Here is a 17,026-nt window from a genome sequence, read left to right on the forward strand (position 1 = left end):
TTCCGTAGGAAGAAAAAAGACTTATGCGATAGGCATAAGTCTTATACAACAAAGTTTTTATTTTTAATACTGTCTACTTGACACGTATCAGTTCATATTCTGATGACGTCTTTTTAATGCCGTTGGGTTGCTTTTAAAAAAGTTTTTATCTAGAAAAGTATTTTTCAACACCATTGCTGATGCCTTCAGCTAGTTTATCTTGGTAGCTACGTTGTAAGATTAAACGCTCCTCTTGAGTGTTGGATAAAAACCCAAGCTCAAGTAACAATCCTGGACGGCGATTATTACGTAAAACACTGTAGTTCCCTGAAGCAACGCCCCGGTCATTCGCACCAGTCTCTGTTAGTATCGCTTGGTGAACATCGTTTGCTAACTCAATCCGCGACGCGTTTCGATAATAAGTGTCGATGCCGTTAGCTGTCGGGTAACTGGGTTCAGAGTTGTAGTGTAAGCTTAAAAATAAATCAGCTTTCAAATAATTAGATAGCGTTGCGCGTGGTGTTAATGGGTAATAAAAGTCGTCATCACGAGTCATGCGTATCGTTGCACCACGAGCTTCTAATTTGTTTTTTAGGTGATTTGCCGTAATAAGTGTATGAATGCTTTCGTATTCATCATCTAAACTAATCGCACCAACATCGATGCCTCCATGGCCGGGATCAATGACAATCGTCTTTCCTACGAATGGTGAAACACCGATCGGTTCGGTTTGCTTTAAATCGAGAATCGCTTGCTTAACGTAACCAACTTCTTCGTCGGTTTCAACGTGATACCATTCACCGTCTACTTGATCAATGACTGTTACGTTCGTTTTCTTTTTGAGTTTTGCGATGCGCTCAGAGAAGACATCTGGTTCAGCCCGCAAATGAATTACGGCTAGTTCAACCGTTGTTTCATAAGGGAAAGAGACGGAGTCACTCTTGGATGTTTCTATTACCGTATCGTCCGTACTTGAAGTTTCTTCATCAGGATTAGCTCCGTCATCACTGACTGAAAGAACAAAATCTTGGTGGACCCAGCCGGTTGATCCTTGATAATTGATTTGGATCCAGCCGTCCTCCAGGTCTAACTGTTCAAAGGTATCACCTGTATTGACATGGCCAATCGGATCAAAGTTTGTCCCTGGGCCACTTCTTACCCGTAAGTCATCCGCATTAATTTTAATACTGTCTGCGGTGAGTACGAGTGGGGACATGAAAAGAATAAAAACGATAAGTATTACTAATGGCTTGATGTAGCGCATATGTGAGTGCTCCTTTTAGCGTGCTTTTGAATGATTGGATATGTTCATGATACTCAATGTTGACACCAAAAGTCAAAGACTATCGATCAATCAGACCATATTGAAAAAAAGTCTCGATTGCTACTTGACATTAAGTCTGTTAATCAGTAATATTATAAACAATTCTAACAATTTGATCGTGTCAAACTGATGAAGAGAAAAGTAGTTAAAAGAAGCGAATGAAGAGAGGAGATCTCCTAGGCTGTAAAGATCTCTATGGCGCATTTTAATGAAAGACATCTCCGAGGTGCTATATTGAAGCGTATGTGTAAATATAGCCGCTAGCAGGCGTTATTGTGTAAAGTGGAGGATAAGGCTTGTTTATCCTCAACTAGGGTGGCAACACGGGTAATCGCTCGTCCCTTTTCAGGGAGGCGTTTTTTTTATGTCTAAATTGTAAAAATATAACATAACAGGGGGATTTACTATGATTCGATTACCGAGAGGTACACAAGATATTTTGCCAGGAGATTCAGAGAAGTGGCAATATGTTGAACAAGTGTTTGTTGATCTATGTCGACGTTATAATTATCAAGAAATTCGCACGCCAATTTTTGAACACACCGAATTATTTGAACGTGGTGTCGGTGATACAACGGACATTGTTCAAAAGGAGATGTATACATTTACTGACCGTGGTGATCGGAGTCTAACACTACGTCCAGAAGGAACTGCTTCTGTTGTGCGGGCCTTTGTTCAAAATAAACTATTTGGTTCAAATCAACAGCCGCAAAAATTATTCTATAATGGACCGATGTTTCGCTACGAACGTCCGCAACAAGGACGGATGCGTCAATTTGTCCAACTGGGTATTGAAGCACTCGGTAGCAAAGATCCAGCTATTGATGCCGAAGTCATTAGCTTAGCAATAAATTTTTATCAAAGTTTAGGTTTAAAATCTTTACGCTTAGTGATTAATACATTAGGCGATAAAGAGAGTCGTGAACAGCATCGTCAAGCGTTAGTTAATCACTTTCATCCCTATCGGGAAGAACTTTGTCAAGATTGTCAACTGCGTTTAGATAAGAACCCAATGCGTGTACTAGACTGTAAAAAGGATAAAGAGCATCCTGCAATGCAGACTGCACCAAAAATTTTAGACTACTTAACACCTGAAGCGAAAGATTATTTTGAGAAAGTGACAGCGTATCTTGATGCGGTTGGTGTTGAGTATGTGATTGATAGCAACCTCGTGCGTGGTTTAGATTATTATAACCATACTGCATTCGAGATTATGAGCGCTGCTAGTGGTTTTGGATCGATTACGACACTTTCAGGTGGTGGTCGATATAACGGACTTGTAGAAGACCTCGGGGGGCCAGAGACAGCGGGGATCGGTTTTGCATTGAGTGTCGAACGCTTGCTGATGGCTTTAGAGGCAGAAGACGTAGAATTACCACTAGAACAATCATTAGATGCGTATGTTGTTGCGATTGGTGAAAAAGCCGAAGCGAAGGCTTTTGAAATCACACAAACATTACGCACAAATGGTTTAAAAGCAGATAAAGATTACCTTAAGAAAAAAATTAAGGCGCAATTTAAAGCAGCTGATCGTAATCAAGCAGCCTATGTTATTGTGATTGGTGAAAATGAATTAACGAATGGTCAAGTTTCGATTAAAACAATGACCACGGGCGAGCAGGAAAATATCGCATTTGATCAAATCGTATCATATATCAAACAAAAGGGTTAAGAAGAGGGGATGAGTGTAATGGAAAGAACCAGGCAGCTTGCAGGTACAATTAGAGAATCAGATGTTGAACGTGCAGTTATATTAAAGGGGTGGGTGCAAAAACGCCGTGACTTAGGTGGACTAATTTTCATTGATTTACGTGACCGTTCTGGCGTTGTCCAAACTGTATTTTCACCAGCACAAAGTGAAGATGCATTAAAAATTGCTGAATCGATTCGTAGTGAATATGTTGTTGAAATACATGGTCAAGTTGTTAAACGTCAGGCAGGTACTGTTAATGATAAAATGGACACGGGTACGATAGAAGTACTTGTTAGTGACGTCACGATACTTAACGAAGCAAAAAACCCGCCGTTTACTGTTCTTGATGGTGCAGAGATTTCTGAGGATGTGCGCTTGAAATATCGTTACCTTGATTTACGTCGTGAATCAATGCAAGAAACATTTAAACTAAGACACAAAGCATCACAAGTTATGCGTCAATTTTTAAATGACGAAGGGTATTTAGAAATGGAAACGCCGATGTTAACGAAATCAACACCAGAAGGCGCAAGAGACTATTTGGTTCCTTCACGCGTTCATGAAGGTCATTTTTATGCCTTGCCGCAGTCTCCACAATTATTTAAACAATTAATTATGGTGTCCGGCTTTGAACGTTACTTTCAGTTTGCTCGTTGTTTCCGTGATGAGGACTTACGCGCTGATCGTCAGCCCGAATTTACCCAAATTGATATTGAAACGTCATTTATGACTAGCGATGAAATCATGGCTATGACTGAACAAATGATGGTCAAACTGATGAAAGAAGTGAAAGGTGTCGATATTGAAACGCCTTTACCACGCATTTCTTACGATGATGCGATGAATCGGTTTGGATCTGATAAACCAGATACACGTTTCGGATTAGAATTGGTTGATTTATCAGAACTTGTTAAAGATGCTGGATTTAAAGTCTTTAGTGATGCGGTTGAGGGTGGTGGTAAAGTCAGTGCAATTAATGTTAGCCAACAAGCTGCTGCCTTTTCACGAAAAGATATTGATAAACTAACCGAATTCGTAAAAATTTACGGCGCGAAAGGCTTGGCATGGCTTAAAGTTGAAGATGAAGGGATTAAAGGTCCAATCGCTAAATTCTTCACTGAAGCAGCAAGTAATGCAATTGTGCAATCGATGGACGCAAAACCAGGTGATTTACTTGTGTTTGTTGCTGATAAAACCCAAGTGGTTCATGATAGTTTAGGTGCATTGCGTCAGAAGTTAGCAAAGGAGCTTGATTTAATTGATCAAAGCCTATTTAATTTCTTATGGGTTACGGACTGGCCATTGTTAGAGTATGACGAAGACCATGGGCGTTACTTTGCAGCACACCATCCGTTTACATTACCTGTAGAAGAAGATTTAGAAAAATTAACATCAGATCCTGCTAACGTCAAAGCAGCAGCTTATGATATTGTTTTAAATGGATTTGAACTTGGTGGTGGTTCACTGCGTATTTATAAAAAAGAATTACAAGAACGCATGTTTGAAGTGTTAGGCTTCACTAAAGAAGAAGCTCAGGAACAGTTTGAGTTCTTAATGCAAGCTCTTGAATACGGGGCGCCACCACACGGTGGGATTGCACTAGGTTTTGATCGCTTAGTGATGTTATTGGCAGGGAAAACAAACCTTAGAGACACGATTCTCTTCCCTAAAACAGCGTCAGCATCAGACCCTCTAACGAATGCACCAGGTACGGTCAGTGAAGCACAACTTGATGAATTACATTTACAACTGAAGAAAAGTAAAGGCATGTAACCCCTTTCAAAAATGGTTGCAGGTTTTGATGAGATATGCTATTATAAGTGTACAAGTTAATCCTGATGTGTCCGTTGATAATTATTAATGTTTTGACCGAACATTTTAAAGTCGGGAGCCTGTGTTTCCTTGCAGATTACATGCCCCATTCGTTGAGGACGTAAAAACCAAGGGGCAGGGCACCCACCTGCCTAGAGCGGGATCAAAACTTTCTATTTAGACGGCACGATCGGGATTACTTAACACATTGCTAAACAAACCCTTACTCATGCGAGTGAGGGTTTTTTCTGTGTGTCCGGCAGGGGCGAACAGTCGTAAAGGATATTGGCGTCTTTCTAAAAGTCCTATATGACACAGAAACCTTTGGAACGCCTTCTGGCGTTCCAAAGGTCTTAAAAGTCTGCATAATCGGTATGAAACTTTGCGTCAGCTATCTTAATTGAACCGCCATATACCGAGCGGTACGTACGGTGGTGTAGGCGGACGGGAGCTAGTCACTCCCTCCTACTCGATTGATCATTGTTAAGTCAGTTTAATCAGTTATTTCAAGTCTTTAACAGACACGATTTCATGCACTCAAGCTGTAGAAATAAAACAGTAAAGACAAGGAACCGAAAGGCTGTAGACTAATCCTTATGTTAAGTGTATAAGGTCAAGAAACCAGTAACTCATAATACTCGATACTGTCGTTGTTTTTCTGTATGCCACCCCTTTCGGTTGCGAGCAGCTATGCGTTTTGTGAAGACTTAATCTTGTCTTTCAATAAATGTGTACATTTGCTTTAAAGCGCGCTCAAATTTCCCTGTTTCTAATGGTTGGTAATATTTTTTTTGCTTGATTTTATCAGGTAAATATTGCTGCTTCACCCAAGCGTTTTGATAGTTGTGTGGGTATTTATAAGTCGTCCCTCGCCCTAGCTTCTCAGCACCCTTGTAGTGACTATCTTTTAGGTGAATTGGAACTTCACCCGTGTCAGTCTTACGAATATCTGTTAAAGCTGCATCAATGCCTTTATAGGCTGAATTAGATTTTGGTGACAAACATAGTTCTACGAGTGCAACGGCAAGTGGAATGCGCGCTTCTGGGAAACCAACGCGCTCAGCCGCTTCAATTGCAGCTAGTGTCCGAGGTGCTGCTTGTGGATTAGCAAGACCAATATCTTCGTAGGCAATAATCAGCATTCGTCGCCCAATGCTTTCTAAGTCACCCGCTTCAATTAATCGGGCAAGGTAATGCAAACCAGCATTGACATCTGATCCGCGGATTGATTTCTGAAAGGCAGACAAGACATCATAGTGAAGATCACCATCTTTGTCATGTGTGAAGCTTTTCTTTTGCATGCATTGTTCAGCAACTGTTAAATCAACCTGTGTCAGTCCATCAGCATCGGGTGCAGTTGAATACGCAGCAAGCTCTAGGCCGTTTAAAGCTGCGCGCAAATCTCCACGAGAAGATGTTGCGAAATGATCAATCGCTTCATCCGTAATCTGAATGTCGAGCTGTCCTAATCCCTTTTTTTGATCAGCAATCGCCCGGTGTAAAGCTATTTTCACATCTTCTTCTGTGAGGGATTCTAGTTCAAACAAATGGACACGACTTCGGATGGCCGGGTTAATTGAGTGATACGGATTACTTGTTGTACAGCCAATTAAAGTAATGATGTTGCTTTCTAAATGCGGTAATAAAAAATCTTGTTTTGCTTTATCTAAACGATGAACTTCATCCATAATTATGACTAACGTGCCAGAAAACTTTGCTTCTTCGACGGCAATTTCCATATCTTTCTTCTTATCAATCACAGCATTTAACACTTTGTATCGTAACCCTAACGTTTCACAGATCGCGATTGCCATCGATGTTTTACCGGTACCAGGAGGACCGAATAGAATCATTGAGCTAAGCCGCTTGGCATCAATCATTCGATGAATCATCTTATTTTCCCCAACCAAATGACTCTGTCCTAGAACATCTTCAATATGTGTCGGACGCATCCGATAGGCTAAAGGTTGTTGTGCCATTAAAATTCCTCCTTCTTGCTAAAATTGCTAAAGGTGTTTACTTGACGAATCTTTTAGCTTTCATATAAAATATACTACATTTGCAATGAACATTATAGCAATTAGACTGTCCATGGATAGGTTGAAGCAATTCACCTACAAGACCACTAGTCTTCATGCTATAATGGTACGTATTCGGGTAAGAATTATATTAATTAATAATGACAAATATAACATAGGAGTGGCGTATCGTGAAAATTTCAACAAAAGGACGTTATGGATTAACAGTGATGATTCAATTGGCAAAGCATGTCGGTGAAGGCCCACTTTCATTAAAACGGATAGCTAAGGAACACGATTTATCGGAGCACTATTTAGAACAACTTGTACCCCCACTGAGAAATTCGGGACTTGTTAAGAGTGTGCGCGGCGCATACGGTGGCTATGTTTTAGCAAAGCCTGCCAATGAAATCACTGCGGGTGATATTATTCGTATTTTAGAAGGGCCGATTACACCGGTTGAAGGCATTGAAGATGAAGAACCTGCCAAACAACATTTATGGATTCAAATTCGAGATGCAGTGAAGCATGTGTTAGATACGACAACATTAGATGATTTAGCCAATTATGAAACAAATCAAGAAAATGAACCGTATATGTTTTACATCTAAAGCATTTTGAGGTACGGAAGGGGGATAAGAACGATGAATGGAATCTATTTGGATCATGCAGCCACTACACCAATCCATCCTGAAGTGGTAGCAACAATGGCCACATTTTTAGCAACGGACTTTGGCAATCCGTCAAGCATCCATAGCGCAGGTCGACAGGCGCGACACCGTTTAGATGACAGTCGTCGACAAATCGCTAAAACAATAGGTGCCAATGAAAAGGAATTAATTTTCACAAGCGGTGGCACTGAAGCTGATAATTTAGCAATCATTGGGACAGCGTTACAACAGCAAACATTTGGTAAACATATTATCACAACACAGATTGAACACGCTGCGATTCTTGATGCCTGTAAGTATTTAGAGAGCATCGGCTTTGAGGTGACTTATTTACCGGTTAATAAGGATGGTATTGTCAGTGTCGACGCACTTGTTGATGCGTTGAGACCTGACACCATTTTAGTTTCGGTTATGATGATTAATAATGAAGTTGGCTCAATCCAACCCATTCAGGCAATTGGTGAGCGGTTGCTGTCACATCCTTGTTGTTTTCATACCGATGCTGTGCAGGCCTACGGCATTACGGATATTGATGTAAATGCTTTGCAGGTCGACTTATTATCGATTACAGCACATAAAATAAACGGACCTAAAGGGATTGGTTTGCTTTATAAACGTGAGCAAGTCAAAATTAAACAACGCCAATTTGGCGGGTCTCAAGAACGTTTAAAACGACCTGGTACCGAAAACATGCCAGGGATTATCGGCTTTGAAAAGGCTGCCGTGATGGTTTACGGTAAAGAAAACGAACGGTCCAGCTATTATCACCAATTAAAAGCATTAATGATTTCATTATTGGATGAAGCGGCAATCGATTTTACCGTCAATGGTGCGGTCACCTTAACAACGCCACTGATTTTAAATATTAGCTTTAAGGGAACAAAAGTCGAACAGTTACTAATGAATTTAGATTTAGCTGGTGTGTATGTATCGAGTGGAAGCGCCTGTACCGCAGGTTCAATTGAGGCATCACATGTATTAACGGCAATGTTTGGGGAAAAACATGAGCGGACCACTAGTGCAGTACGGTTTAGTTTTGGGTATGACATTGATGAAGCAGCAATCAAAGAGACAGTACGACGAGTGACTGAAGTGGTGAAGCGACTTCGGACACTCAACGAGTAGGGGGAAGATAGAATGAATGAAAATAGTAAGACACGCGTTGTGGTCGGCATGAGTGGAGGGGTCGATTCATCAGTTACTGCGTTATTATTGAAACAACAAGGCTATGAAGTCATTGGTATTTTTATGAAAAATTGGGATGATACAAACGATGAAGGATTTTGTACCGCAACCGAAGACTATGACGATGTGGTCAGAGTATGTAATCAATTAGATATCCCTTATTTTGCGGTAAATTTCGAAAAACAATATTGGGATAAAGTCTTTACCTACTTTTTAGATGAATATAAGTTAGGACGGACGCCGAATCCTGACGTGATGTGTAATAAAGAAATAAAATTCAAAGCATTTTTAGACCATGCGCTTTCACTCGGCGCTGATTATGTGGCAACCGGTCACTATGCACAAACACGTACGGTCAATGGCGAGGTCCAATTATTGCGCGGGGTTGATGACAATAAAGATCAAACCTACTTTTTGAATCAATTATCAAGTGACGTTTTAAAAAAGGTGATGTTCCCACTTGGACATTTGCCTAAAAAAGAAGTTAGACAGATTGCCTTAGATAATAATTTAGTTACAGCAACAAAAAAAGATAGCACGGGTATTTGTTTTATTGGCGAACGTGATTTTAAAACGTTCCTTAGCGAATTTTTACCAGCTCAGCCAGGACGGATTCAAACGATGACTGGTGAAGATAAGGGTGAACATGATGGCCTAATGTATTACACGATTGGTCAGCGTCAAGGCCTTGGAATTGGTGGACCGGGTGGCCCTTGGTTTGTTGTGGGGAAAAACTTAGCGACAAACGTTTTATATGTAGAAGCGGGTTACCACAATCCTTACTTGAAGTCAGATGCCTTGTTAGCAACAGAGATGAACTTCATTCAACCCATTGATGCTCAAACCTTTGAATGTACCGCTAAGTTTAGATATCGGCAAAAAGACAGTCCAGTTATTGTTGAGCAATTGGAAAATAAGCAAATCATGGTTCGGTTTGTCAATGAAGAACGAGCAATCACCCCGGGACAAGCTGTTGTTTTATATCAAGGTGATGTTTGTTTAGGTGGCGGCACCATCGACCAAGTCTTTAAAGACAACCAAACACTTAATTATTTAGGGTAAGACAAGGGAGGACGTTATGACATTTATTGAACAAGGCATTGCCCATATGAAAAAAGATGAGCTTGAAGAGGCGGCAACAGCCTTTAATCAAGCCATTGAAACGGAACCAAACAACCCGGCAGGGTATATCAACTTTGGGAATCTCTTGGTACACATGAAAGATTACCAGCGAGCCGAACGATTTTTTATGCGTGCATTAGTGAAAGATTCTAACGCCGCCACCGCTTATTATGGACTAGGCAACCTCTATTTTGAATCAGAACAATATAAACGCGCCATCGAACATTATCAACAGGCACGAACACTCGGTTTAGATGAAGCGGATGTACACTTTATGATTGGGCTAAGTCACTTAAATCGTCACGATTCTACCCGTGCACTACCGTTTATGATGCGCGCGAAAGAACTAGCACCAACCGATCAAGATATTTTAATGCAATATGGTATTTTACTAGCCGAAACAGGTGAATATAAAGAAGCGTTGCAACAATTTCAGGCGGTATTAAACACGGATCATTTTCATAGTGATGCACGTTATAATCTTGCCTTAGCATACTTGTATTTAGAAGAAACCGATCAAGCAATCAAAGAATTGGATCAAACGATCGCCATTGATCCAGAACATGTCCTTGCCAAGCAAACAAAAGCACAAATTAATCAAATACTCGATCAAAATTAAGGAGTTAGGCTAATGGAAGAGCAACAAGTGGACAAATTTATACGCGGTGAATTAATCCATACGATTTATTCAAACCCAGCTGAGCACTTTTCCATTGCAAAGGTTAAAGTGTTGAAAACGAATGAAGATTTTGATGAAGACGACTTAGTAATTAAAGGCTACTTTAGCGAACTTTATCCTGGTGAAGTCTATCAGTTTACCGGTAAATTTATTGACCATAAGAAGTTTGGTCGTCAGTACCAAGTTGATTTTTATGAGCGCTATGTACCAAAAACAGAAGATGGGTTAATGAGCTATTTATCAAGTGAACTATTTCCTGGCATCGGAAAAAAAACGGCAGCGCGTATTGTAGATAAGTTAGGACCAACGGCCATTAATAAAATCATTGATCAACCGGTCTTACTCGATGACATTAAAGGATTAACTGCAGAACGGAAGAACACCTTGGTTGAGCAATTACGGGCCCATCAAGGTTTTGAGTCGATTGTTGTTAAGTTAGCTGAAGTTGGCATTGGTCTAAAGCTAGCTCAAAAAATTTACCAAGCGTATAAAGATGAAGCATTGACATTATTAAAAGACAATCCTTATCAGTACGTCTTCGATATTGAAGGTTTTGGTTTTCATCGTGCGGATTTGATTGCAACACGTGAAGGCATTGCAATGAATCACCCCTCACGTCTCCGGGCTGGGATTCTTTACTGTCTAAATGATGCGATGAATGACGGTCATGTCTTTTTACCGAAGGAAACGTTAATCAAACAAGTGTTAGAAGTACTAGAGGGTAGACGTTATCAGATTGAAACTGATGCACTCAATCAACAAATCACCGAAATGGATGAAGAACATTATCTCGTTGAACGCGACCCGAATATTTATTTGCCTGTGCTCTATTATGCTGAAGCGGGTTTTGTTACTCAACTCAAACGGATTTCAGAGACAGAGATAGAAGAAACGGTTGTTGAAGCAGATCTTTTAAAAGTTGTTGGTGAGATAGAAGAAGAGGATCATCTTACTTATGGCAAGGAGCAGTATGAAGCGATTAAACAAGCCCTGAATGAGAAAGTTATGATTTTAACTGGTGGACCTGGGACAGGTAAAACAACGGTTATTAAAGGGATATTAAAAGCTTACAGCACCATTTACCAAGTCAGTATGAACGTGAAAGATTATGATTCAAAAGCGAAATTTCCTTATATTTTAACGGCACCAACGGGGAGAGCGGCAAAACGGATGACAGAATCGACAGGCTTACCCGCTTATACGATTCATCGCCTGCTTGGTTGGGATGGTCATGTTGGTTTTGATAAGAATGAAGAGAATCCGTTAACCGGTAAAATTTTGATTATTGATGAGTTTTCTATGGTCGATATTTTCTTAGCAAATCAATTGTTTAAAGCGATTCCTAATGACATGCAAGTGATTATTGTCGGCGATGAAGACCAACTACCATCAGTCGGACCAGGTCAAGTGTTAAGTGATTTACTAGAAAGCAAGCAAGTATACGCTGTGAAACTGGATGAGGTCTATCGTCAAAAAGAAGGATCAAAAATCATTACCTTGGCGCATCAAATTAAACATGACACGTTAACCAAAGATGATTTAGAAAAAGCAAATGATTTTAATTTTTTAGCATGTCATCATGATCAGTTAATTGATGTGGTTGAAAAAGTAGTCATGCGGGCACTTGAGCGAGGCTTTGATATCCGAGATATTGAGATACTCGCACCGATGTATAAAACGGAAGTAGGCATTCATCAAATTAACCAACGGATCCAATCAATTGTGAACCCTAAGAAAAAAGACGTGCGGGAAATTCATGCCAAAGATACCGTGTTTCGCACGGGTGACAAGGTGATTCAATTGGTTAATCAACCAGAAGATAATGTGTTCAACGGTGATATTGGGCAAATCACTGCCATTTTTCGTGAAAATGAAAACATTGATAAACAAGAACAAGTCGTTGTCACCTTTGATGATGAAGACGTTGTTTACTTGCGCAATGATTTATTGAATATTACTCATGCTTACTGTATCTCAATCCATAAATCTCAAGGTAGTGAGTTTCCGATTGTGGTTATGCCAGTTGACTATACTTACCGGCGCATGTTGCGAAAGAATTTGCTTTATACGGGAATGACCCGCGCTAAGCAATCACTCATTCTTTGTGGAAATAAAGAAGCTTTTTTAAGTGGCATACATCAAAAGGATACGCATGAACGGCATACAACCTTGGTTGAGAAATGTGTTCAGGTCTTTACTGATAATGCTTACCGCGAAGCTTTAGAAGAAGCAATTGAAGAAGAAGAGAAGCTATCGCCATTTGATTTTATGTGATCAGAAGGTGTTTTATGCTTCGGTTAAAAAACAATTGACAGCAAGGCTATGATTCTCTATAATATCGATAGAATAATATCATGAAAACGTAGAAAAACATGAGTACATATCAGCCCCTTTTAAGAGAGACTTATCCTTTGGCTGCAAGATAAGTTAAATGAAGAGATATGGAAGCTAGTTTATGAGTGTGAGTCAATCCTCACCGGTGAGATACCGTTATCAGCTTTTAAGGTGATAGTTACGACGTAACTATAATCAGGGTGGTACCGCGATGTTAGACTCTCGTCCCTGCAATTATTGCAGCGATGGGAGTTTTTTGTTTTTTAAAGCGCCTTGAAGCCGATTTAAATGAAACTAAACGTAAGATAAAACAATAGAGGAGCGAGTTAAATGAAAAAATTAACATCTAGCGAAGTAAGACAAATGTTTTTAGATTTTTTTGAATCAAAAGGGCATCGGATTGAACCTAGTGCCTCACTTGTACCAAAAGATGACCCGACCTTGCTGTGGATCAATTCTGGTGTGGCAACACTAAAAAAATATTTTGATGGTCGGATTGTTCCTGATAACCCAAGACTAGCAAACGCACAAAAATCTATTCGAACCAATGATATCGAAAACGTGGGTTACACACCAAGACACCATACTTTCTTTGAGATGTTGGGTAACTTTTCAATTGGTGATTATTTTAAAGAAGAAGCGATTCAGTACGCTTGGGAATTCCTCACGAGTGAGCAATGGATTGATTTTGATGCTGATAAAATCTCAGTCACTGTTCATCCAGAAGATGATGAAGCATTTCATTACTGGAAAGATGTCATTAAGTTGCCAGAAGAACGAATTATTCGTTTGGAAGAAAACTTTTGGGATATTGGCGAAGGCCCAAGTGGTCCAAATACGGAAATTTTCTTTGATCGTGGCGAAAAATATGGCAATGATCCCAATGATCCAGAATTATATCCAGGGGGCGAGAACGATCGCTACTTGGAAATTTGGAATTTGGTGTTCTCGCAATATAACCACAATCCAGATGACAGCTATACCCCATTACCCAAACAGAACATTGATACAGGTATGGGGCTTGAACGAATTGTTTCAGTTATTCAAGAAACGGAATCCAATTTTGAAACGGATTTATTTTTACCAATCATCAAAGAGATTGAAAAGTTAACGCCGTATAACTATGGAGATGATGTGCAGCACGATACAGCTTTTAAAGTTATTGCTGACCACATTCGCACAGTCAGTTTTGCAATTGGTGATGGTGCATTACCATCGAATGAAGGACGGGGATATGTACTAAGACGACTCCTCCGTCGTGCAGTACGTTATGCGAAACAATTAGGTATTAACCATACATTTATGTCCGGACTTGTACCAACAGTGGCACGAGTCATGGATGCTTTTTATCCAGAAGTGACAGCAAAATTAGCGTTCATCAAAAATGTCATTGAAACGGAAGAAGATCGCTTCCATGAAACGTTAAATGATGGATTGACAATTCTTAATACAATTATTGAAAAAGAAACAGAAAAAGGCTCATCGGTATTTCCTGGTGTAGAAGTCTTTAAATTATACGACACCTACGGTTTCCCTAAGGAACTAACTGAAGAATATGTCGAGGAACAGGGCTTTACAATTGATGAAGTAGGGTTTCAAAAAGAGATGAAAAACCAACGGGATCGCGCTCGTCAATCGCGACAAAAAGTAGATTCAATGCAAGTCCAATCCGATGTTTATCGTAATCTTGACGTTGAAAGTACCTTTGTTGGCTATCAACAGCTAACCGTGGAAACAACGATCGAAGCAATTATTGAAAATGAACAACTCGTTGATAAGTCAACGACAAACCATGTATATGTCGTACTGAAAGAAACACCATTTTATGCAGAAAGTGGCGGACAAGTGGCTGATATTGGTCAACTGGTCAACCCGACCACCGCGGCTGAAGTAAGTGATGTTAAACGTGCACCTCTTGGCCAACACCTTCATGACGTCAACATCGAAGAGGGCCAGCTTAAAGTCGGTGAAACAGTCTTAGCAACGGTAACCTTTGGGCACCGTCAAGCTGTAATAAAAAACCACACAGCAACACACTTATTGCATCAAGCATTAAAAGACATTGTGGGCACGCATGTTAATCAAGCAGGTTCATTGGTTAATGCAGAGCGCTTGCGTTTTGATTTTTCGCATTTTAATGCGATGACTGAAAGTGAGTTAAAAGAAATTGAAACAACGGTTAATCAAAAAATATGGGATGGATTAATTGTTAACATCGGTTCGTACCCAATTGAAGAAGCGAAACAAATGGGGGCAATGGCATTATTTGGTGAGAAATATGGCGATGTTGTCCGCGTGGTACAAGTTGATGACTATAGTTTAGAACTTTGTGGCGGTTGTCATGTAAAAAACACTGCTGAAATTGGGTTGTTTAAGCTTGTTTCTGAATCAGGGATAGGTGCAGGAACACGTCGGATTGAAGCTGTGACAGGAAAAGCTGCTTATTTCTATACGGCCGAAAAAGAAGCGCGCTTAAAAGAGGTAAGTCATTTGTTGAAAACAAATGAAGTGACAATCACTGATAAAATTGGTCAATTACATTTAGAACTAAAAGCATTGCAAAAAGAGAATGACCGCTTAAATCAAAAAATTTCTAATCAAGAGGCTGCAAATATTCTTGACCATGTCGAACAAATAAATGGTATTGATACTTTAATTGAAGCTGTCAATGTCAAAGACATGAATCAACTTCGTACGATGGTTGATGAGTTAAAACAAAAAATGGGTTCAGGTGTGATCTTATTAGCAAGTGTGAATGATGGAAAAGTCCAACTGGCAAGCGGCGTTTCAAAAGACTTGATCGATAAAGGGTATCATGCTGGAAAGCTGATCAAAGAAGCGGCCATGATTTGTGGTGGCGGCGGTGGAGGTCGTCCGGATATGGCTCAAGCAGGTGGTAAAGATCCTGACAAAGTAACTCAAGCTTTAGCCAAAGCAAAAGAATTTATTTCTTCTATTGGATAACTTGTACTTTATCCCTAAGTAACGGTATAATGTAGACAAGTCTTTATAAGATGAACCAAGGTAAACAAAGTTAAGGATGGGGTGTTAAGCGTGGATGAAATGGATAAAACCATGAAATTTGACTTTACAGAGGAAGTTGTAGAGTACAACGTCAAAGATGTATTATTAACGGTGTACCATGCCCTTGAGGAAAAAGGCTACCATCCAATTAATCAAATTGTTGGTTACTTATTATCAGGAGATCCAGCCTACATTCCGAGATATAAAGATGCGAGAAATCTGATTAGAAGATTAGATCGTGATGAGCTAATTGAAGAATTGGTCAAACACTATATCGACCAACATAAAGAGGTATAAGATGAGGAAAATGGGTTTAGATGTCGGTTCCAAGACAATTGGTGTCGCAATGAGTGATTTAATGGGATGGACAGCACAAGGGATTGAAACGATTCGTTGGAACGAAGCAGAAACGCAATCAGCTGATGAACGTTTACAAGCTTTGATTGATGAGTATGAGGTTACAGAAGTCATAGTCGGGTTACCGAAACATATGAACAATGATATCGGTGAACGTGGCGAAAAAGCCATTCTATTTGCGAAGCATATTGAGGATAGTTTTGGGTTGAAAACCGTGATGTGGGATGAACGTTTATCCACAATGGCAGCAGAGCGCGTCTTGTTAGAAGGTGATGTCAGTCGCAAAAAACGCAAAAAAGTGATTGATAAACTGGCTGCAGTGATGATACTACAAGGCTATCTTGATAGTCAAAAATAAAGGGAGGCACTACATTATGGCATTAACAGAAAGCGAACGTATTATTATACCGGACGAAAACGGCGAAGAGCATTTATTTGAGGTGATTTTCACCTTTGATATTGACGTCAATCAACAATCGTATATTGCTGTTGTTCCAGTTGAGCAAGCAGAAGATGAAGAACAAGAAGTCTTTGCTTTTCGTTATGAAGAAAAAGAAAATGAAGACGACCTAGCATTATTCGCCATTGAAACGGATGAAGAATGGGAAATGGTTGAAGAAATGTTAAACACCTTAATTGATGAAGAAGACCTCTAAAGAGGATACGCCCCCTGCCAAATATGGTGGGGGTGCTTTTTTTGACGCCTTTTATTAATCCTGACTTCTTTCGTATAAACGTCAAATCATAGGTTGGTCGGCAATGCAAATAGTCGTTGCTACAATGCTAAGTGTAGTAACGACTATTTGCATTGGGTCTAACCCTTACCCT

At 39.9% G+C, this 17,026-nt stretch carries 13 protein-coding genes, 1 other RNA gene and 2 other annotated features; of the genes, 12 read left to right on the forward strand and 2 right to left on the reverse strand.

Annotated features, from left to right (window positions below; all coding sequences use genetic code 11):
- Positions 1–145 precede the first annotated feature (145 nt).
- Positions 146–1,243 (reverse strand): N-acetylmuramoyl-L-alanine amidase family protein, encoded by a 1,098-nt coding sequence (locus tag DES38_RS04345; protein ID WP_110250881.1) that lies wholly within the window; start codon positions 1,241–1,243, stop codon positions 146–148.
- A gap of 180 nt (positions 1,244–1,423) precedes the next feature.
- Positions 1,424–1,649, forward strand: a binding site (T-box leader).
- 60 nt (positions 1,650–1,709) lie between these two features.
- Here DES38_RS04345 and hisS point away from each other — a divergent pair.
- From hisS to ssrS, 3 genes are all read left to right on the forward strand, one after another.
- Positions 1,710–2,975 carry a histidine--tRNA ligase gene (gene hisS, locus DES38_RS04350; RefSeq protein WP_110250882.1) on the forward strand — a complete coding sequence of 422 codons (1,266 nt, stop codon included), beginning with the start codon at positions 1,710–1,712 and terminating at the stop codon, positions 2,973–2,975.
- An 18-nt stretch (positions 2,976–2,993) separates the two neighbouring features.
- On the forward strand, positions 2,994–4,769 hold the full coding sequence (gene aspS / locus DES38_RS04355; RefSeq protein WP_110250883.1) for an aspartate--tRNA ligase: 1,776 nt from the start codon (positions 2,994–2,996) through the stop codon (positions 4,767–4,769).
- Positions 4,770–4,825: 56 nt separating this feature from the next.
- Positions 4,826–5,009: non-coding RNA, 6S RNA (ssrS, locus tag DES38_RS04360), on the forward strand.
- A 506-nt stretch (positions 5,010–5,515) separates the two neighbouring features.
- Here the strand turns inward: ssrS and DES38_RS04365 are convergent.
- Positions 5,516–6,787 (reverse strand): replication-associated recombination protein A, encoded by a 1,272-nt coding sequence (locus DES38_RS04365; protein ID WP_110250884.1) that lies wholly within the window; start codon positions 6,785–6,787, stop codon positions 5,516–5,518.
- Between the two features lie 230 nt (positions 6,788–7,017).
- Between DES38_RS04365 and cymR the strand changes: the two genes are divergently transcribed.
- From cymR to DES38_RS04410, 9 genes are all read left to right on the forward strand, one after another.
- Complete coding sequence (cymR, locus tag DES38_RS04370; protein WP_110250885.1) at positions 7,018–7,437, forward strand: cysteine metabolism transcriptional regulator CymR; 420 nt, start codon at positions 7,018–7,020, stop codon at positions 7,435–7,437.
- 33 nt (positions 7,438–7,470) lie between these two features.
- On the forward strand, positions 7,471–8,622 hold the full coding sequence (locus DES38_RS04375; RefSeq protein ID WP_110250886.1) for a cysteine desulfurase family protein: 1,152 nt from the start codon (positions 7,471–7,473) through the stop codon (positions 8,620–8,622).
- Positions 8,623–8,634: 12 nt separating this feature from the next.
- Complete coding sequence (gene mnmA, locus DES38_RS04380; protein ID WP_110250887.1) at positions 8,635–9,744, forward strand: tRNA 2-thiouridine(34) synthase MnmA; 1,110 nt, start codon at positions 8,635–8,637, stop codon at positions 9,742–9,744.
- Between the two features lie 16 nt (positions 9,745–9,760).
- Positions 9,761–10,423 (forward strand): tetratricopeptide repeat protein, encoded by a 663-nt coding sequence (locus DES38_RS04385; RefSeq protein ID WP_110250888.1) that lies wholly within the window; start codon positions 9,761–9,763, stop codon positions 10,421–10,423.
- A 12-nt stretch (positions 10,424–10,435) separates the two neighbouring features.
- Entirely contained in the window at positions 10,436–12,757 is a 2,322-nt protein-coding gene (recD2, locus tag DES38_RS04390; RefSeq protein ID WP_110250889.1) for an SF1B family DNA helicase RecD2, read from the forward strand.
- 80 nt (positions 12,758–12,837) lie between these two features.
- Positions 12,838–13,050, forward strand: a binding site (T-box leader).
- 97 nt (positions 13,051–13,147) lie between these two features.
- Positions 13,148–15,781, forward strand: coding sequence for an alanine--tRNA ligase (gene alaS, locus DES38_RS04395; protein WP_110250890.1), 2,634 nt, complete (start codon positions 13,148–13,150; stop codon positions 15,779–15,781).
- A 90-nt stretch (positions 15,782–15,871) separates the two neighbouring features.
- The gene (locus DES38_RS04400; RefSeq protein ID WP_110250891.1) at positions 15,872–16,138 is read left to right on the forward strand and encodes an IreB family regulatory phosphoprotein; all 267 of its coding nucleotides are present in this window, start codon (positions 15,872–15,874) and stop codon (positions 16,136–16,138) included.
- Between the two features lies 1 nt (position 16,139).
- Positions 16,140–16,556, forward strand: coding sequence for a Holliday junction resolvase RuvX (gene ruvX, locus DES38_RS04405; protein WP_110250892.1), 417 nt, complete (start codon positions 16,140–16,142; stop codon positions 16,554–16,556).
- A gap of 16 nt (positions 16,557–16,572) precedes the next feature.
- A complete protein-coding gene (locus DES38_RS04410; protein ID WP_110250893.1) occupies positions 16,573–16,854 on the forward strand; it encodes a DUF1292 domain-containing protein in 282 nt (93 codons plus the stop codon).
- The last annotated feature ends 172 nt before the right edge of the window (positions 16,855–17,026 follow it).

Source organism: Streptohalobacillus salinus (genome assembly GCF_003201605.1).
Lineage (GTDB): Bacteria > Bacillota > Bacilli > Bacillales > Amphibacillaceae > Streptohalobacillus > Streptohalobacillus salinus.